19 protein-coding genes are annotated in these 18,911 nt (G+C 51.3%); 3 read left to right on the top strand and 16 right to left on the bottom strand.

The window, feature by feature from the left end; translation table 11 throughout:
* Window positions 1–16: 16 nt before the first annotated feature.
* From AB9R92_RS11665 to AB9R92_RS11605, 13 genes are all read right to left on the bottom strand, one after another.
* Window positions 17–862 carry a 3-hydroxybutyryl-CoA dehydrogenase gene (locus AB9R92_RS11665; protein ID WP_370669612.1) on the bottom strand — a complete coding sequence of 282 codons (846 nt, stop codon included), beginning with the start codon at window positions 860–862 and terminating at the stop codon, window positions 17–19.
* A 16-nt stretch (window positions 863–878) separates the two neighbouring features.
* A complete protein-coding gene (locus AB9R92_RS11660; protein ID WP_370669611.1) occupies window positions 879–1,661 on the bottom strand; it encodes an enoyl-CoA hydratase/isomerase family protein in 783 nt (260 codons plus the stop codon).
* 12 nt (window positions 1,662–1,673) lie between these two features.
* A complete protein-coding gene (locus AB9R92_RS11655) occupies window positions 1,674–2,417 on the bottom strand; it encodes a 2-phosphosulfolactate phosphatase (RefSeq protein WP_370669610.1) in 744 nt (247 codons plus the stop codon).
* Between the two features lie 17 nt (window positions 2,418–2,434).
* Window positions 2,435–3,028 (bottom strand): TetR-type transcription factor C-terminal domain-containing protein, encoded by a 594-nt coding sequence (locus AB9R92_RS11650; RefSeq protein WP_370669609.1) that lies wholly within the window; start codon window positions 3,026–3,028, stop codon window positions 2,435–2,437.
* Between the two features lie 24 nt (window positions 3,029–3,052).
* Window positions 3,053–3,601 (bottom strand): TRAP transporter small permease, encoded by a 549-nt coding sequence (locus tag AB9R92_RS11645; protein WP_370669608.1) that lies wholly within the window; start codon window positions 3,599–3,601, stop codon window positions 3,053–3,055.
* A gap of 15 nt (window positions 3,602–3,616) precedes the next feature.
* Window positions 3,617–4,939, bottom strand: a complete 1,323-nt coding sequence (locus tag AB9R92_RS11640) for a TRAP transporter large permease (protein ID WP_370669607.1) — start codon at window positions 4,937–4,939, stop codon at window positions 3,617–3,619.
* A gap of 75 nt (window positions 4,940–5,014) precedes the next feature.
* On the bottom strand, window positions 5,015–6,130 hold the full coding sequence (gene dctP, locus AB9R92_RS11635) for a TRAP transporter substrate-binding protein DctP (protein ID WP_370669606.1): 1,116 nt from the start codon (window positions 6,128–6,130) through the stop codon (window positions 5,015–5,017).
* A 57-nt stretch (window positions 6,131–6,187) separates the two neighbouring features.
* Window positions 6,188–6,964 carry an enoyl-CoA hydratase/isomerase family protein gene (locus tag AB9R92_RS11630; protein ID WP_370669605.1) on the bottom strand — a complete coding sequence of 259 codons (777 nt, stop codon included), beginning with the start codon at window positions 6,962–6,964 and terminating at the stop codon, window positions 6,188–6,190.
* Between the two features lie 12 nt (window positions 6,965–6,976).
* Complete coding sequence (locus tag AB9R92_RS11625) at window positions 6,977–7,963, bottom strand: NADPH:quinone oxidoreductase family protein (protein WP_370669604.1); 987 nt, start codon at window positions 7,961–7,963, stop codon at window positions 6,977–6,979.
* Window positions 7,964–7,991: 28 nt separating this feature from the next.
* A complete protein-coding gene (locus AB9R92_RS11620; protein WP_370669603.1) occupies window positions 7,992–9,218 on the bottom strand; it encodes an acyl-CoA dehydrogenase family protein in 1,227 nt (408 codons plus the stop codon).
* The gene (locus AB9R92_RS11615; RefSeq protein ID WP_370669602.1) at window positions 9,211–10,800 is read right to left on the bottom strand and encodes a class I adenylate-forming enzyme family protein; all 1,590 of its coding nucleotides are present in this window, start codon (window positions 10,798–10,800) and stop codon (window positions 9,211–9,213) included. Before AB9R92_RS11615 ends, AB9R92_RS11620 begins: the two co-directional genes overlap by 8 nt.
* A gap of 219 nt (window positions 10,801–11,019) precedes the next feature.
* Window positions 11,020–11,736 (bottom strand): YebC/PmpR family DNA-binding transcriptional regulator, encoded by a 717-nt coding sequence (locus tag AB9R92_RS11610; protein WP_370669601.1) that lies wholly within the window; start codon window positions 11,734–11,736, stop codon window positions 11,020–11,022.
* Window positions 11,737–11,934: 198 nt separating this feature from the next.
* Entirely contained in the window at window positions 11,935–13,032 is a 1,098-nt protein-coding gene (locus tag AB9R92_RS11605; RefSeq protein WP_370669600.1) for a nitric oxide synthase oxygenase, read from the bottom strand.
* Window positions 13,033–13,338: 306 nt separating this feature from the next.
* Between AB9R92_RS11605 and AB9R92_RS11600 the strand changes: the two genes are divergently transcribed.
* Complete coding sequence (locus tag AB9R92_RS11600; RefSeq protein WP_370669599.1) at window positions 13,339–14,139, top strand: HAD family hydrolase; 801 nt, start codon at window positions 13,339–13,341, stop codon at window positions 14,137–14,139.
* A gap of 54 nt (window positions 14,140–14,193) precedes the next feature.
* On the opposite strand, the gene serA is transcribed toward AB9R92_RS11600, so the two are convergent.
* From serA to AB9R92_RS11585, 3 genes are all read right to left on the bottom strand, one after another.
* The gene (gene serA / locus AB9R92_RS11595; protein ID WP_370669598.1) at window positions 14,194–15,780 is read right to left on the bottom strand and encodes a phosphoglycerate dehydrogenase; all 1,587 of its coding nucleotides are present in this window, start codon (window positions 15,778–15,780) and stop codon (window positions 14,194–14,196) included.
* Window positions 15,780–16,937, bottom strand: a complete 1,158-nt coding sequence (locus tag AB9R92_RS11590; protein ID WP_370669597.1) for a pyridoxal-phosphate-dependent aminotransferase family protein — start codon at window positions 16,935–16,937, stop codon at window positions 15,780–15,782. Before AB9R92_RS11590 ends, serA begins: the two co-directional genes overlap by 1 nt.
* 370 nt (window positions 16,938–17,307) lie before the next feature.
* On the bottom strand, window positions 17,308–17,562 hold the full coding sequence (locus tag AB9R92_RS11585; protein ID WP_370669596.1) for a hypothetical protein: 255 nt from the start codon (window positions 17,560–17,562) through the stop codon (window positions 17,308–17,310).
* An 18-nt stretch (window positions 17,563–17,580) separates the two neighbouring features.
* On the opposite strand from AB9R92_RS11585, the gene AB9R92_RS11580 reads away from it, so the two are divergent.
* Both AB9R92_RS11580 and AB9R92_RS11575 read left to right on the top strand, forming a co-directional pair.
* Window positions 17,581–18,519 carry a glycosyltransferase family 2 protein gene (locus AB9R92_RS11580; RefSeq protein WP_370669595.1) on the top strand — a complete coding sequence of 313 codons (939 nt, stop codon included), beginning with the start codon at window positions 17,581–17,583 and terminating at the stop codon, window positions 18,517–18,519.
* A complete protein-coding gene (locus AB9R92_RS11575; RefSeq protein WP_370670103.1) occupies window positions 18,509–18,904 on the top strand; it encodes a GtrA family protein in 396 nt (131 codons plus the stop codon). Before AB9R92_RS11580 ends, AB9R92_RS11575 begins: the two co-directional genes overlap by 11 nt.
* Window positions 18,905–18,911 lie beyond the last annotated feature (7 nt).

Here is an 18,911-nt window from a genome sequence, read left to right as displayed (position 1 = left end):
ATTGATGCCCTCCATGTCATTCGTATTTGAAGAATCCTTCTCCCGACTTTCTGCCGAGCTTGCCCGCACGCACGTATTGTTTCATCAAAGGCGCCGGCCTGTATTTCGAGTCTTTCGTTTCTTCGTAAAGTGTTTCGGCCACAAACAGCATCGTATCGAGACCGATCAAATCAGCCAAAGCGAGCGGGCCGATCGGATGGTTGGCACCTAACTCCATGCCTTTATCGATATCTTCAGCTGAAGCGATCCCTTCCATCAACACGAAGACCGCTTCGTTGATCATCGGCGTCAAGATCCGGTTTACCGCAAATAAAGGCGCTTCCTTGACGGAAATCGCGGTCTTGTTGAAGCGCTGCGCGATTTCATGCGCCCGCTCAAACGTTTCATCGCTCGTCTGTTCGGCCCGGATGATTTCCACCAGCTTCATGATCGGCACCGGGTTGAAGAAATGCATCCCGACGACTTGTGCGCTGCGGCCCGAGCTTTCGGCCATCTCCGTAATGCTCAAGCCCGAGGTGTTCGTCGCAAAGACTGTCTCCGCTCGGCAAATATCATTTAGCTGTGCGAATAATTTCTTTTTCGGCTCGAGTTTTTCGATGATCGCTTCGATGACGATATCCATCTCTTTTAAATCATCGATCTCCGTGCTGGGGCGAATCCGTTCCCATATGGTTTTTCGCTGTTCTTCGCTCATGCGCCCTTTTTCGACGTTGCGGCGCAGCGTTTTGTCGATGCGCTGCATTCCGCGTTCCAGTCCTGCCGGATCAAGATCATACAGTATGACTTTCATGCCGCCCTCTGCGCCCACTTGTGCAATCCCGTTCCCCATCGTGCCTGCGCCGATTACTGCCAATCGCTCCATCTGTTCATCCCCCTCATCATTTCCCACTAAAATTCGGTTGGCGCTTTTCATTGAAAGCTTGAACGCCTTCCTCCATATCTTCTGTGCCAACCAGCTTCGCGAACATCCGCGTTTCCAAAAACTGCGCTTCGGATAGAGGCAAATCGAAGCCTTCATCAATCGCTTCTTTGGCAAAGGCAACTGCAAGCGGCCCTTTCCCGGCGATTTGTTCTGCCAGGGCATATGCTTGTTCAAACGCTTGCCCTTCCGGCACTACCCGCTCGACGAGTTTCGCTTCGTAGGCTTCCTGACCGTTGAGCCAGATTCCTGAGAGAACGAGCTCCTTGGCTTTTCCAGGTCCGACCAGACGGGAAAGCCGCTGTGTTCCGCCATATCCTGGCAATATGCCAAGACCTGTTTCAGGCAACCCCAATTTCGCGTTTTGTTCGGCGATGCGTATGTCGCAGGCGAGTGCCAGTTCCAGCCCCGCACCGAGCGCTAAGCCATGGACTGCGCAGATGACAGGGGCTTTCCCTTCCGTCAGCTTGTCGAAAATCCGTTTTCCTTTTTCCACCAATTCGATGCTGCTCATTTTCGTCAGTTCCGGAAATTGGCGGATGTCTGCGCCGGCAGCAAATGCCTTGGCGCTTGCCGAGCGCAGCACGACCGCCCGCACCTCTGCTTCCTGCAATGCATCAATCACGCGGTCCAACTGCTCCAAAACCGCATCGCTAAGTACATTAAGCGGCTGGTGGTCGAGTGTCACCACACCGATGGAATCATTTATTTCCAGATGCACTGCATCCCGCTGCTTCGTCATAAGCTTCCTCCTTTATTCAGTATTTCTCACTTGATTGCGTTCGTTGACGATCATGCCGTCTTCATAGACCGGCACCACATCCAGCTTTTCATGATGGCGGATGACGAACTCCGCCGCTTCAGGAAAATTAAAGCGCTTAAGCAAATCCGCTGTCTCACTGTCCAGCATTTCGTTAAATCCTTCCGCACGGGAACTGCGGTACACTTTCCGGGCAAGCTTCGCAGCGTCCGATAGCTCATAGCCGCCCCAGTTGCCGAGATGTTCGACCAGCTGGCCGGCACCGATAAAGTCTTCCATCGAGAAACGATCGTCATTTCCCGAACAAACGAGCACAATCGATGAGCCGTCCTGCTCTTGATGGATACGTTCCGCTACACGATGCCCGTTCACCAATGAAGAGATGTATAACCGCTTCGCATTTTTCGCTTTTTCGATGGCAATCGTGCCGTTCGTCGAACAAATGATCGCTGCCTGCCGCTCCGTACTGTATTCCAATGCGCATGGATCAGGATAATCAAAGCCTTCGAGCCCTTCGCCTTTCGACTCACCGAGCAAAAGATGATCGGCCTCCTGCAGTCGCGACAATTCGAGCGCCTGCTCGCTTCCGCGCACCGCATGCACCGGTTCGTAATTGCGGTCCAACAAGAAGATAATCGTCGATGTCGCCAGGAACACATCGATCACTGCGGCTGTGCATCCCGCAAGCCGCTCTTCCCTCACCGCTTCCTTCTGGGTAATGACATGTATTTTTCTCATTCCATCAATTCCTTCAATCAGGATGTTTTCCTCAGCATTTTCATTAACAGATCGGCGTAGATCTCTTCCACGTCTTCAGGCGAATACTTGCCATCCGGCGAATACCACACCTGTATCCAGTTGGTCGCCCCCAAAATGATCATGCGGGCCATTTTTTTCTCCGGCACTTCAAATTCCCCCCGCTCGACGCCTTCGTCGATGATCCGGTCGAACAGCCCGGCGTATTCATCGCGCTTTTCGATGATTTCCGGGATATTGTCTTCAGAAAAGGTCGTTTCGGGTTTGACGATCAAGTTGAAGACTTCTTTTTCGCGGATCGCCACTTCAATGTGATGACGCAACGCCATGCGCATCTTTTCAGCAGACGGGATGTCCCTTTGCACAATCTCTTCCATCTTTTCTTTCGCTTCCGTCAAGATCAAGTCGTGGCAGCGGTACAATAATTCTTCCTTGTTCTTGAAGTAATAATAGAGGGCCCCTTTTGTCATCAATAATTCCGCGGCAATGTCTTCCATCGTTGCATTACGGTAACCCTGCCGTGAAATGACCAAACTGGCTGAACGAAGGATGTCCTCCCGTTTCTTCGCTGCTTTTCGTTCCCGTAGATTCATTCCACTCCCTCATTTGCTGTTTGATTAGAGATCCTCCACTGGCCCTTTCGGTTCTTCCATCAATAGGCTCGGTTTCTTCTCCAGTATGTTTCGAATCAGGATAAACAGGTTTTCGATGACAATCATCCCAAAAGCAATCGGGATCAAGAAGAAAAATGGATACAACGGATACAATGTTCCGGCCGCCGGGAACGCAATTTCCCTCTCAAGCCCGTCCATTGCGTAAGCCCAGCTGAACTGGACAATCAGCACCAGGACGAAAAGCTCCAGCAAAATCATCAGCAGGATGATTGCTTTTTGCACGCCGGCCCCGAAACGGTCCAGAAGTAAATCCATCTTCGGCAAGACGCCGGAAGAATAGACATAAGCGAGGCCGGGGAAAACCACCAGCGGCATCATATAATTCTGGATGATCTCAAACCCTCCGCGGATCGAACTCGAGAACATTGTCCGCATCATCACGTCGTAGACGATCAAAAGCATCATTGCCATGACGGCAATGCCGCTGATCCAAATGCCGATAAGCTTCAAATAGTGAAAAAGCCGATACGCTTTCCAGACACCTTTCATCATGCTTCCCTCCTTTTCCTACATTGAATTCGGCAGCCAAGTGGCAAGCCCCGGAAATGCGATCATCAATCCTGTCACGACTATCATCGCTACCAAAGCAAAAACCGTCGTCAGGCGGAAAATCGAACCGGAGTTGATACCGCTGACACCGGCGACTGCATAGACGCTTAGCCCGACCGGAGGCGTGATCAACCCGATTGTACAGATGACTGAGACAAATACACCGAACCATAATATATCGACTTGCAGCTCCTGAATGATCGGCAGGACAACCGGAATCGACATCAAAATGACCGCTGCGCCTTCGATGAACATGAACATAATGAACAAGACGATGGAAATGACGATCAGCACCAGAACCGGCGTGTCCATGATCGGTTCGATCAACTCAATTAAACGCCTTGGCAGCAATGACAAGGAAACAAAGCGCCCGAAAATCTGCGCGCCGATCATGATGATCATGACCATCCCTGTCAGCTTCACCGTTTCAATCAAAGAGGTTTTGAAGAACGCCAGATTGACTTTGCCTAATAGAAAGGCTGCAATCAAACCGACAAATGCCCCGACCGCACCCGCTTCGGTCGGCGTGAAGACGCCTGTGTAAATGCCCCCGAAAATGATGAACACAATCGCAACGGCAATGACGCTGGCGATGATCAAGCGAATGACCGGCACCTTTTCTGCCGTCACCGTCTCCTCGAGCGATTCTTCCTGTGCTGCCTGTTGCTTCTTTTTGCCCAATTGGAAATAGACGAGCATGACAGCGATAAACACCACCATCGTCAAAATCCCCGGGATGAAGGCGCCGACGAATAGACTTCCGACCGGCGTTTCAGTTGCGACCCCGTAAAGAATCAAGATGATACTCGGCGGGATGATTCCCGAGAGCGACCCGCCGGATGCCGCAACGGCCCCAGCGAGCGGCGCGCTATAGCCGTGCTTGCGAAGTTCCGGGATGGCGACTTGCCCAAGCGATGCGGAAGTGGCTGTGCCGGATCCCGACACGGCTCCCAATAATCCACCGATAATCAAGGTCAGCACGCCAAGTAAACTATTCTTTCCTTTCGATACTTTATGAACCATGTAAAAAATGTCCTGGACGAGCCCCGATTGCAAGATGAATTGTGCCATCAACACAAACAACGGGATGGTCGTCAAAGTATAACTGGCCACGCGGTTGAACGGTTCATTGCCGAGAAGACCGGGCAGAATGCCGAATCCTTCCAAAAGAATCAGCCCGATGATGCCGCTGGCCAGCAATACGGAGTGGATATACAGCCCCGCCAGCAACAAAATGATCATCATGGCCAAAATGATTCCAATAACCAGTAAATTGTCCATTCTCTGGCCTCCTTGCCCCCATTATGGAAAAAGAGGATAAGCGACACCTCAATGCGCTATCCTCTTCTTGCTTGCTTATTCCAAATTCATGACCGCTTCCGGCACTTCCCCGCCTTCTTCGATCAAGAGATCTCTCCACATTTTGACCACTTCATTACCCGGCAATCCATTATCTTCCAGAAGTTTCGCGTAATCTGTCCATGTATCTTCAATTCCAGTGTTAAAGTGGTCCTGCACTTCCTGGTCCAATTCACTGAATTCAACGAACTTCCCACCGTTTTCTTCATTTTCCGGGATGATCGCTTCTGCACGGTCCATCCATTCCTGGGCCCCGGCTTCGAAAATGTCTTCATTGGCTTGAGTCATCGCTTCCTGGACATTTTCCGGAAGTTCATCCCATCTGCTTTGGCTCATGCCGATAAACGCATTGAAATGGCCGAAGTTGATGCCGGTGACCGTATAGCGGAACAAATCCTGGAAGCCGTATCCGGTCCAGTCGGCGATGCTGTAGAATGCGCCTTCAAACGTGCCGCGGCTGAGGGCATCGTAGATTTCGACAGCTGGCATCGTCACGCTATTGATGCCGGTTTTTGCCGCATACATTTCATGGATGCGGGAAGGCGTACGAAGGGACGTGCCTTCGACATCGCTGACCGAATTGAATTCATGCCCTGTTGTGGAAATCGAATATTCCTGTGTCGTCGATACCGGGAATACTTTAAAATCGCCGAATTGCATCTCGGTGTAAGTTTGCCCGTCCGCCAGCTCTTCCTCGCTCTCCAACAGCTTTTTCCAGGCGTTTGAAGCGATCAAAGTATCGGAATGGTTGAGCGGCAGCATTGTTACTTCGGCCATCGGAAATTGGTCCGGCTGATAGATCGGCAACACCAAAGCGACGTCGACCGTCCCGCTTTGAAGGGCGTCGCCTTCATCCGGCACCGACACCAATTCTCCGCCAGTGAAAGTTTCAAATTGCACTTGCCCATCCGTCAATTCCTCCACCCGTTCCATCCAGGGAACCATCGAAGCTTCCCACCATGCGTGCTGCGCGCTTAAGCCCGTGGCTGCGCGAAGTGTGATTGTTTCCCCTTCCGAACCGCCGCCCTCAGAACCGCCGCCTCCTCCGCATCCTGCGAGTAAAAGCGTCATTGCTGCACCTGTTGCTAAAAAACGAGAACCGTGTTTTTTCATAGAAACTACCTCCATCCGGTTTGTGTGCCGTGGCCGCATCTAATGGTAACGCTTACATTATTCCCCTTTGAATTCAGGTTTGCGTTTCTCAAAGAAAGCCGCGACGCCTTCTTTATGGTCTTCTGTCTGGAGAAGCAGCGTCTGGATGAGATTTTCTTGCATGAATGCCGCTTCCTGCGGCAATTCGTCCAAATGGTTGACCAGGTATTTGACGTATTTATTGCTGATGGCTGGACCGACAGCGAGAAATTCCGCAAATTCCGTCGCAGCCTGGCCGATATCCCCGCTCGAGATGCGGTTGATTAAGCCATGATCTTGCGCTTCTTGTGCGCTGACCACTTTAGCGGAGGCGATCCATTCCTTGGCGAGCGGCGGGCTGATTCGTTTGCGGAGCGCTTTGATGAGCCCGAGGTCGGGAATGAGACCAATATTCGAGAAGCTCAAGGCGAATTTTGCGTCTTTGTCTGCCACAATGAAATCTGCGGCCAGCGCCAGGCTGAAACCGGCTCCTGCGGCATAGCCATGTACCGCGGCGATCACGGGTGTATCGCTGTCCATCAAGGCTTTCGATAAGCTAGAGACAAAATCAATCCATTCAGCAACTTCGTGGGCGCCTCCGAGTGATTTCATCGAGGCAATGTCGCCCCCTGCCGAAAACGCTTTTCCTTCCCCTGACAGCACAATCGCTTTGACAGCCGGATCCCCTTGCAATCGCTCGAGTGCTGCGAGCATTTCTTCGACCATCTCCCGCGATAAGGCGTTAAGTTTATCCGGCCGGTTCATATGGAGCCTTGCGATGGCTCCGTTCACTTCCGTGTGGACAAGATTTCCCATAAGTTTCCTCCTTTATGGCATAACAACGAGTTTCCCATAAGTTTTTCGGCTGCCGAGCTGGTCGAGTGCGTCCACGACTTCATCAAATGCGAATTCGTTATAGATGAGCGGCTTGATGGCCCCTTTCTTGTACAGTGCCATCAGCTCATGATGGGCTTTCATCACCTGGTCCGGCATCAAATTGCGGAACAAGCCGAAATGGACGCCGACAATCGAGTAGTTTTTGATCAAGGCATGGTTGGTCGGCGCATCGGCGATTCGCCCTCCGGCAAAACCGATAACCAAGATCCGCCCTTCAAAGGCGATGCATTTCCTTGATCGGTCGAACGTATCGCCGCCGACCGGATCGAAAATAACGTCTGCCCCTTTGCCCCCGGTCGCTTCTTTTACTTTCGGGACGAAATCCTCTTCGCGGTAATTGATGACGATATCCGCTCCAAGTTCTTTGCATACCGCAAGCTTGTCTGCGCTTCCGGCGGTCGCGATGACGGTCGCGCCTGCTGCTTTTCCGAGCTGGACCGCGGCTGAGCCGACACCACCCGATGCGGCATGGACGAGCAATACTTCGCCTTTTTTCAAATGGCCTGAACGGTGCAAAGCGAAATAGGCCGTTTGATACGTAATGAATAGCGCTGCCGCTTCCGCATAGGAAAGCTCCTCCGGAATCGGGAAAATCCCTTCCTGTTTGACGACTGCCCATTCGGCAAGGCCGCCACTTGGCAGCATCGGCGTCGCGAGAACCCGCTGGCCGATTTCACCTTGTGTGCCTTCGCCGAGCGCTTCGATCGTTCCGGCAATCTCTGCCCCTGGCGTAAAGGGGAGTTCCGGGCGTTCCTGGTATTTTCCTTGGCATTGCAGGATATCGAAGAAATTGAGCGCTGCCGCTTCCACTTTGATGAGCGCTTCCCCTTTGCCAGGCGTCGGCTTCGGCAACTCAGCGACCGTCAATGCTTGCTCCGGGTCACCCAGCTCTGTCACTTGCCATGCTTTCACTGTCATCACTCCCATCCGCTTTATTTGCAAACTGTTATTGCCGTACTTCATTCGCCTTCAATTGCTCACGCAGTTCGAGGCGCCCGACATCACGCAAATGGACTTGGTCCGGCCCGTCGACAAGACGGAGCGTGCGTGCGTTTGCGTAATGTTCCGCAAGCGGAAAATCTTCTGTCAGTCCCGCTCCGCCGAATACCTGCATCGCACGGTCGATGACATTGATCGATACGCGCGGTGCGGCGATCTTGATCATCGCAATTTCTTTGCGTGCAGCTTTTGCTCCGTGTTCATCAATTTTGTGTGCGGCATTCAAGGTCAACAAACGCGCCTGTTCGATTTCGATGCGGCTTTCAGCGATGATTTCCTTGATGACGTCTTTTTCCGCCAATGTCGAACCGAAAGCGACGCGGCTTTCTGCCCGTCTGCACAACAATTCCAGCGCCCGTTCGGCAGCCCCGATTGCACGCATGCAGTGATGGATGCGCCCTGGCCCGAGACGGCCTTGTGCGATCTCAAATCCTCGGCCTTCGCCAAGAAGCATATTGCTCGCCGGGACGCGGACATTGTCGTAATGCACTTCCGCATGTCCTTGCGGCGCATCGTCATAGCCGAATACGGTGAGCGGGCGGACGATTTTGACGCCCGGCGTATCGAATGGCACAAGGATCATCGATTGCTGCTTATGCTTTTCGGCGTCCGGGTCGGTTTTCCCCATGACAATCGCGATGCTGCATCGCGGGTCCATGGCGCCTGTCGTCCACCATTTCTTGGCGTTGATGACGTATTCATCGCCGTCGCGGACGATGCTGCTTTGGATATTGGTGGCGTCGGACGAAGCGACATCCGGCTCCGTCATGGAGAAGCATGAGCGGATTTCGCCGTTCAATAAAGGCTCGAGCCATTGTTTTTTCTGCTCATCCGTTCCGTATTTCACGAATACTTCCATATTTCCGGTATCCGGAGCGTTGCAGTTGAAGATTTCCGGAGCGATGAGTGAACGGCCCATAATCTCACATAAATGGGAATACTCGTAATTTGATAATCCTGCCCCGTATTCCGGATGGTCGAGGAAGAGGTTCCACAAGCCTTGCGCTTTCGCTTTTTGCTTCAGCTCTTCGATGATCGGCGGGATGGTCCAGCGGTCACTTGCCGTTTCCTTGTATTCTTTCACTGTCTGTTCAGCCGGATAGACATAGTCATCCATGAATTTCAGTAGTTCCTGGCGTAATTGTTCCGCTTTTGGCGATAATTCCTTAAGCATTTGATCTGCCCCCTGTTTCTTTTAATGTATTTTTCAATATCTTTCCTGACGCATTGCGTGGCAGGCTTTCCAATAGCACGAACTGTTCCGGCACCTTGAATTTTGCAAGCGTCTTTTTGCAATGCGCTTGTAATTCCGTAAAGTCTTCGGAATCGAGTTTCGGCCCGACAACAAACGCTTTCACTTTTTCGCCGAACACCGGGTCGGGCTCTCCGATGACCGCTGCTTCGACGACGTCCGGATGGCTTTTCAGTGCATCTTCCACTTCGATCGAGAAAATCTTCTCGCCGCCACGGTTGATCATGTCTTTTTTGCGGTCGCGGATATAGACATATCCGTCCTCATCCATAATGCCCAAATCTCCTGAATGCCAGTAGCCGTCGGTGAAACTCGACTGATTGGCAGCCGGGTTGTTCCAGTATTCCTTGATGATCATTGGCCCTTTGATATACAATTCGCCGGATTCCCCGGTCGGCACGGCGCGTCCTTCTGGGTCGACAATTTTGATATCCGCGACTTCGACCGGCAAACCGACCGACGTCACTTTCGATTCCGGATAACTCACTGGCATCAACGTGGCCGGTGATGTTGTTTCCGTCGCCCCGTATGCGTTATGGAGCTGTGCATTCGGGAATGCTTGTTTCAGCATTCGGAAGGTCTGCTGGTAGATCGGGGAACCTCCGAACGCCACTTTCTTCACAAATCCGAACGAATGCTTCTGGAATTCTTCGCTCGTCGACATCATGATGAAAATGGTCGGCACATTGAACAGGAAATTGATTTCATGCTTCAAAATCAGCTGGATATAAGTTTCATTCTGGTAGCGCTTCATGCTGTAGACCGTACCGCCGACATAAAACATATGAAGCAGCTGCCCGACGAGCCCTGTTACATGGAACATCGGGACAGCGACCATCGTTTTCATCGAATCGTCGGTCTCAAAGCGGCGTTTGTAATTCATCACGCTGTGCACCGCGTTGATATGTGCCAGCACCGCGCCTTTAGGGCGGCCGGTCGTTCCCGACGTATAGAGGATGAACGCGCCGTCCTGTTCATCGACATCCACCTGTTTAAACGCAGCCGACTCATCCAGCAATTGGCCGTAGGAATTTCCGTCCCCGATGATATAGAGTTCGGGTTGTTCAGCATCCTCGAGCCCATTGTTTCGATTGGCTTCTTTCACTTTCTCCGCGTATTCCGCTTCCACAATCATTAGCTTCGGCTTGGAATGCCCGATGATGTATTGAAGTTCTTCGACTTGCAATTTGACATTGATCGGCACCATGATCGCCCCGGCTTTTGCACAAGCGAAGACGACTACTGGAAACTCAGCGCAATTTCCGATCACCGCACCCACCCGGTCGCCTGATTGGATGCCGCGCTGCTGGAGATTGGCGGCAAGCGTGGTCGATTGCCTATCAAGCTCCTGGTAGCTTAAGGTCTGTTGTTCCGTGACGACTGCTGGTTTTTCTGCGTAGCGCTTGGTAGTATCAGTAAGCAATTGGCCGATTGTCGAAGGGCGTTGCGCAAACACTTTCACTTCCGCCCGCCCAAAAAGTTCCATCGTTTCAATAGCTGTCAAACGAAAGCCTCCTTTTAAAGAAAATGTAAACCCTTACATACAGTTTGAAAAAAATAAACTTTCCGGTCATTTATTAAACGTTGATTCAAAAAAAGTATACGTTTTAACATTTTGAATTACAAGTTAATTTTTAAATTATTTTAAATATTCTTTTTATTAATTATCGTAAAAAAACTTCTGCCCCTTGTTGGACAGAAGTTGAATAGTTTATACAATTTTCTATGCCAAGTCGACGTTGTGGTAGACCTGCTGGACGTCTTCGAGGTCTTCGATGGCATCGACCATCTTTTCGAATTGCGCCTGGTCTTCTTCTGACAGCGGCAGTTCGTTCTGTGGAAGCATCGTCAATTCAGCGACCGTGAAGTCCGTTACACCGTCTGCTTTGAACGCTTCCTGCACGAGGTGAAATTGATCCGGTTCTGCATAGACGATAACGGTGCCTTCTTCTTCGAGAATGTCGCGCACGTCAATATCCGCTTCCATCAATAGTTCCAGCGCTTCGTCGGCCGTCTTGCCTTCTACACCGATGACCGCCGTATGGTCGAACATATACGCTACCGATCCGCTGACGCCCATATTGCCGCCGTTTTTGCCGAACGCTGCGCGCACGTCGGAAGCGGTGCGGTTGACGTTGTTGGTCAGCGTGTCGACAATGACCATCGAGCCGTTCGGGCCGAAGCCTTCGTAGCGCAGCTCGTCGTAGTTCTCTTCCGATCCGCCTTTTGCTTTTTCGACGGCGCGGTCGATGATGGCTCTCGGCACGTTATAAGTCTTCGCGCGCTCCAACACGACTTTCAATGCCTGGTTCGATTCCGGGTCCGGTTCGCCTTGCTTGGCGGCTACATATATTTCACGGCCGAATTTCGCATAGATCCGGCTTGTGTTGGCATCTTTGGAAGCTTTTTTCTCTTTAATATTATTCCATTTGCGTCCCATTGTTATTCCTTCTTTCTCAAATTTCTTTCGATGAAGAACATCATTTCATTCTATTATAATACAATACCTTCCGCTCTATCGACCTTCAGCCTTAAAAAAGCTTCTTCTACACGCTTATTTTCCTTCCCCAAACTAAAAATCGCCTGGACTCTCCCGGCTGTGGATAGCTCCAGCGGGACGGTCAAGGCGATCGGGTTTTCATTTTCCATAAGGGGCTTGCTGGTAAAAATAATTCGGTTTGACAATATCGTTTTTGTACGGTTTGTGGAAAATATGCGTTGTTGCAGGCGACATCGGCGGGATGAGCCATGCCCAATTCCCGGTGACTTTGCGCCCTTCCCGTTCTTCGATTTTCTCGAAATTCTTGAACTGCTTGGCGGCCGTATGGTGGTCGACGATGGTCACGCCCGCCGCTGCAAATGACTCAAGCACCGCCACATTCAATTCGACGAGCGCTTTATCTTTCCATAGCGTCCGCTGCGAACTCGTGTCAATCCCCATCATTTCCGCCATTGCCGGCAACAGGTCATAGCGTTCTTCGTCCGCCAAATTGCGGGCGCCGATTTCCGTTCCCATATACCAGCCGTTAAAAGGCGCCATGCCGTATTCAATGCCCCCGATTTCAAGTTTCATATCGGATATGAGCGGCACGGCATACCATTTCACCCCGAGCTCAGCCATTGCTGGCCAATCAGGATGCCCGATCGCCACTTCAGGCTTGGCGTCGGCTGGCAGCTCGAACCATTTCGGCTGCTTGCCGGCTTCGCCGATGACCACCGGCAACAAGTCGAAATCGCTGCCCTCACCTCTCCATCCCAGCGCCTCGCATTGTTTGGTAAATGCAAGAGACGAGGAGTCGCCGGCGATCCGGCCGTCCCGCTCGTATCCTGCATAGCGCAATAATTGATGGTTCCAGATGCGCATCCGGCTTTGATCCGACTGTTTGAAAATCGTAATGGACGGGCGGATTTGCCCTCCGTTGAATGCAAAGCGCAAATGGCGGACGATGGCCGAAAATACTTGTTCTTCCGTTTCCGCTTCACGTTCATCAAAAATTTCCAAGGTCTGCCAAAATAAACGGCCGATACAGCGGTTGTTATTGCGCCAAGCCATGCGCGCCCCATGCTGTAATTCTTCTATTGTATGCATATAGCTTCCCGTAGACTCGATTTCCTGTTCAATCTCCGCTACACGGCTAAGGATTTCCTGTTCGCCTTTTCCCAGTTCTAAATAGCAAGTTTCAATGAAATGAGCTGCCTCTTCCAATAACAGAGGGCGTTGTGCAAGCTTTTCCATAGTTTCACTCCTTTCCGTACATCGTACCACCCGAACTGGCCGGCGGTCGCCAGATTTGTGACAACTCTTTGATTTTCAGCCGTGCTTTAGTACACTATAAAAAGCGAATTAAGTATTTTGAAAATTAAAAGAGAGCGATGCAGTCGCTTCAGGCGGACGCTTTCGGGCCCACAGGATGTGGGTCATGCAGCTGGCGCGACAGGACGTCGCGCTGCCAGCTGCCAGGGCATAGACTCCACCGCCTTCCACTCTTTTATAAGATCCATCTAATTGAGACATAATAAAATAGCAAGGGAGCGGTGCGATATGGTGAAAGCGATTTTCTTTGATTTGGACGATACTTTATTATGGGATCAGCAAAGCGTGAAAGAAGCTTTCCGCGAAACATGCGAATGGGCAGCGAAACAGGCAGGCGCTGATTGCGGCGGTTTGGAACAGGCGGTGCGGGAAGAAGCCCGCAAGCTGTATGCAGGCTATTCGACACATCCTTTTACGCAAATGATCGGCATCAACCCGTTCGAAGGACTGTGGGGGCGTTTCGATGATCCGTCTGATGATTTCCAACAACTGAAAGAAATCGCCCCAGGCTATCAGCAAGAGGCTTGGACGCTCGGGCTGAAACGCCTCGGCATCGACGATCCTGCCTTAGGGAAACAACTCGCCGAGTATTTCCCGGAAGCACGAAAGCGCAACCCCATTCTTTACGAAGACAGCTTGGAAGTGCTCGATCAATTGAAAGGCCGTTTCGATTTATTGCTGTTGACCAATGGTTCGCCAAGCCTGCAGCAGATCAAGCTCGATATCACACCCGAAATTGCGCCGTATTTCGACCACATCGTCATCTCCGGCGCATTCGGGCGCGGCAAGCCAGACGCCTCAATCTTTAAACACGCCTTGTCGAAGTTCGGCTATCGCCCGGAAGAGGTATTGATGGTCGGCGACAATCCGTTGACCGATATTCTCGGCGCTGAGCGTGCCGGCATCGCGTCCGTCTGGTTGAATCGCGAAAACAAGACGCCTCATGAAACGGTAGTTGCCACTCACGAAATTAAGGATCTGCGAGAGCTATTGCCCTTGCTCGAGCAGTTGTCAACTACATCTGCATAAGAAAAGCGCCCGCCCCGAATGTCTCTAAAGACATTCGGGGCGGGCGTTTTATTTCTATAGATCGATTGCCGTGACACTTTCGATTTCTTCGAGTTTCTTCAATTCTTCCAAGTCTTCCGGATCGGCGTGCTTATCGATCGAGAGCATCATGATCGCATCGCCGCCAATATTCGAACGTCCCACTTGCATCGTTGCAATATTGATATCTTCTGCGCCGAGCAATGTGCCGACGCGGCCGATGACTCCCGGACGGTCATTATGGCGGATGAACAACAGGTGGCCGTTCGGCAGGAAGTCGACGATGTAATCATCCACTTTAACGATGCGCGCGCCCTGGCCGTTCAATAGCGTGCCGGATGCTTTCCGCGTGCCGCTCTGTGTTTTCACTTCAACGGTGATGAGGTTGGTAAAGCCGCGGGATTCGGTCGATTTGTGTTCGTTGACATGAATGCCTTTTTGGTTGGCGATATACATCGCGTTGACGTCATTGACGTGCTTGCCGAGATGGCGTTTGAGCATCCCTTTGAGCATATTGCGCGTCAAGGGGCCAACTTCCAGGTTAGCGAGTTCGCCTGAATAATAGACATTCACTTCATCAGCCGTTTCACCTGTCAAATCAGTGAGGAACGTACCGATGCGTTCTGCCAAATCGAAATACGGCTCGATGCGTTTCATGATTTCTTTCGGCACAGACGGCAAGTTCACCGAATTGCGGACCGTGCCATATTTGACGAAGCTGACAACATCTTGGCTGACATCGACTGCGACGCTTTCCTGCGCTTCGAACGTGCTCGCCCCGAGGTGAGGCGTGGCGATGATTTCCGGCAATTCAAGCAAACGGAAATCGACCATCGGCTCTTGTTCGAAGACATCAAGTGCAGCACCGGCCACTTTGCCGGACTTCACCGCGTCGTACAAGGCGCTTTCGTCGATGATGCCGCCGCGTGCGCAATTAATGATCTGCACGCCGTCCTTCATCACTTTAAAAGCTTCCGCATTGATCAAATGCTTGGTTTCCTTGAGTAGCGGCGTGTGGACGGTAACAAAGTCAGCCGCTTTCAAGACATCTTCCACCGTTCCGAAATCGACGCCGAGTTTTTCCGCTTTTTCAGCGGTCAAAAATGGGTCGTAGGCAATGATGTTCATGCGCTGGCCCTTGGCGCGCGCCGCCACTTCCTGTCCGATGCGGCCGAATCCGACGACGCCGAGCGTTTTGTTTTTCAGTTCGACGCCGACATAGGATTTGCGGTCCCATTTGCCTTGTTTCAGGGAATTATAGGCTTGAGGGATTTTGCGCGCCATGCCCATGAGCATCGCCATCGTATGTTCTGCTGCTGAGTTGGTATTGCCGTCCGGTGCATTGACGACGATAATGCCGTGTTCGGTTGCTGCTTCCAAGTCGATGTTATCGACCCCGACGCCTGCACGCCCGATGATTTTCAAGTTGGAAGCTTTTTCGATGAGTTCACGCGTCACCTGTGTCTGGCTCCGGACAAGCAGCGCATCGAATCCGTCGATGCGTTCGGCAAGTTCAGCTTCAGATAAATTCGTCTCCATGACGATGTTGATGCCGTCGGTGTGGCGCAATGGATATACGCCTTCTTCTGATAGCGGGTCGCTGATCAACACATGAAATGTCATTAGTTATCCTTCCCTTCCAAAAAGACTTGCTGGGCGGCTGCGATGCCTGCGCCGAGCGTGATGTCCTGCCCAAGCTTTTTCAAGACGACCTCCGATGCAGCGAGCGCCTGCAACACTTCCGCCGGTGAGCAGTAGCCCATATGCCCGATGCGGAAGATGGTCTTCGCCAGGTGCTGCTGACCGCCGGCGAACTCAATGGCAAATTCCTCTTTCAGCACTTTGCGGAATTGTTCTGCGTCAAAATCTTCCGGATACACAGCGGTAACGGTCGGGGACGCATCCTCGTCGCTTGTCAGCAACCGGACGTTCAGCGCTTTGAATGCAGCGCGTGTCATGTCGCGCATCAAGCGGTGGCGGCGGTAAACGTTCTCCAGCCCTTCCTCTTCCAATAAATTCAGCACTTGCTGCAAGCCGTACAGAATGGAGATGGCTGGCGTGAACGGCGTCGTGTCTTTTTCGATATTGTCACGGTGCTTCACTAAGTCCAAATAGAAACGCGGCTGCGGATTCGCTTCGATTTTCTTCCAGGCCCGCTTGCTCGCAGCGATGAATGCGAGACCCGCCGGCAGCATAAATGCTTTTTGGGAACCGGTCACGACCACATCGACGCCCCATTTGTCCATTTCCGTCTCCGTTCCCGCTACACACGATACCCCGTCAACGACGATTAGCGCATCCGATACTTGTTTGACCGTTTCGGCAAGTTCTTTGACCGGGTTCAAGACGCCGGTCGAAGTTTCACAGAACGTGGAGAAAATGACGCGGATATCCGGATGCTCGCCGAGGAAATTTTTCACGGCTTCCGGATCCACTGCCTGCCCCCATTCGACATTGAAGACATGTGTCGTGATTCCATAGGCTTGGCAGATTTTAGCGAAACGTTCGCCGAAGGCACCGGTGACCAGCACCAGCACTTCGTCTCCTGGCGCCACCGTATTGACCACTGCGCTTTCCAGCGCGGAAGTTCCGCTGCCTGTCAAAATCATCACTTCTTCTTTTGTGCCAAATACTTTTTTCAATTTCGGGCGGATATCTCTGATCAATGAATACGTGCTTTCCCCTCGGTGCCCAATCATCGGTTGTGCCATGGCACGCCCTACGCTCGGCGGAATCGGTGTCGGTCCTGGAATTCGCAAAATTTGTTGGTCTGTCAGCATGATAATGTCCCCTTTCGATTTGAAAAAATTCAATCTGGAAATTTGTATACAAAAAAAGACTCCACGCCCCGCATCCAAGATGCAAGGGGCGAAGAGTCTTCCGTCGCGGTACCACCCTAATTCACTGCCCCATTTGCAGGCAGCCTCATTAATATCATGCGTAACGGGCATGAAGCGGATGGGCCTACTGCAGTTTCAGCACATCTATTCGGGAGTGCTGCCGGATGCAGGAACCGCTGATTCGCACCACCCATCAGCTCTCTTTGGATTCCTCTGCACACGGCCTATCTCCGTCGCAATAGTTAATCGATATAAGTGAATTGAGTCCATCATATATACGAAAAAAACCATTGTCAATATATAAAAAATATTAAGATTTCTTTGCAAGCGTTTCCAACGCTGCTGCCACTATAGGCATTGCAGCAAAAAAATATTTTTTCTCTACGCTTGTCCTTTCAGAGAATTCCGCATTCTGAGATAATTCAGCTGTGATGGCCCGCACATGCCAGTAAGCTCTATTTTGCGTATAATGAATAGAGCTTCCCTTTTCACTTATTGCATTTTCCAGGAATAATGTCCTGAAAAATGGGTAAATGGATTTTTGGGGAAGATTTTGAATGCCCATTGAAAGGAGAACACAATCATGAAGCTGATCTCTATTATTGTGCCGGCTTTCAACGAAGAAGCGAACATTGCTTCGATGTACAAGACTTTGGTGCAAGAACTTGAGCCGCTTCCTTATCTGTATGAAATCATGTTTATCAATGACGGCAGCAGTGACGGAACTTTAGATGAAATACTCAAACTCGCCAACGAACACGAAACCGTAAAATACATTTCCCTGACCCGCAATTTCGGGAAGGAATCCGCCATGTTCGCAGGGATGAAACGCATCAAAGGAGACGCCGCCATCCTGATGGACAGCGATATGCAGCACCCTCCCACACTCATCTGCGAAATGGTCCAAGGCTATGAAGACGGTTTTCACCAAGTCGTCGCCAAACGTTCTCGCAAGGGAGATTCGAAATTGCGCAGCGCCTTGTCTTCCCTGTACTATAAAGTGGTCAATTCCGTGACCGATGTCAGCTTCGAAGACGGCGAAGGCGATTTCCGCCTCCTGAGCCGCAAAGCGATCAATTCCATCCTGTCGCTGAGTGAAAGCAACCGCTTTTCCAAAGGCATTTACTCGTGGATCGGGCTCAGCAAAAAAACCATCAGCTACGAAAACGTCGTGCGCGCAGAAGGCGATTCGAAATGGTCTTTCGGCAGTCTCGTCAATTACGGCATCGACGGGATCATTTCATTCAATATGAAACCGCTGCGCATCTGTTTTTATACGGGATTCCTTGTGTTGTTCCTGTCCTTGCTTTATATCGCTTTTACGTTTTATCAAATCATGGTGCGGGGCGTCATCGCGCCGGGCTATTTCACGACCATCACCGCGATCTTGCTGCTCGGCGGCATCCAATTGATCAGCCTTGGCGTCATCGGCGAATATGTCGGGCGTATCTATAACGAGACGAAACAGCGGCCGCATTTCCTGGTTGAGATGAGCAATGTGGATGAATACGATGAGCCTTAAGCGCTTGAATACGGAGTTCACCCGCTTTGTTTTTGTTGGGGTCGTCAACACGCTCAGCTATTACTCCATTTACCTGTTTTTGCATAATGTGCTTGACTGGGCCTATATGCTGTCCCATATCATCGGCTTCTTGATCAGCTTGAATATCTCGTTTTTCTTGAACACTTACGTAACGTATCGTGTAAAACCGACCTTGAAGAAATATTTGTATTTTCCGTTGACGCAAGTCGTCAATATGTCGGTTTCCACATTCCTGATTTTCGTCTTCGTCGAATTTCTCCACATCAACAGCAATATCGCGCCGTTTGCCGCAGTGATTTTCACCATTCCCGTGACCTTTATCGTTTCCGGAAAAATCCTCAAAGCGCCGGCGCAATCCAAATAATCATAAA

Source organism: Planococcus sp. SSTMD024, from assembly GCF_041320495.1.
GTDB lineage: Bacteria > Bacillota > Bacilli > Bacillales_A > Planococcaceae > Planococcus.
Note: the sequence above shows the minus strand (reverse complement) of the source record. Positions and strands in the feature narration are given on the sequence as shown.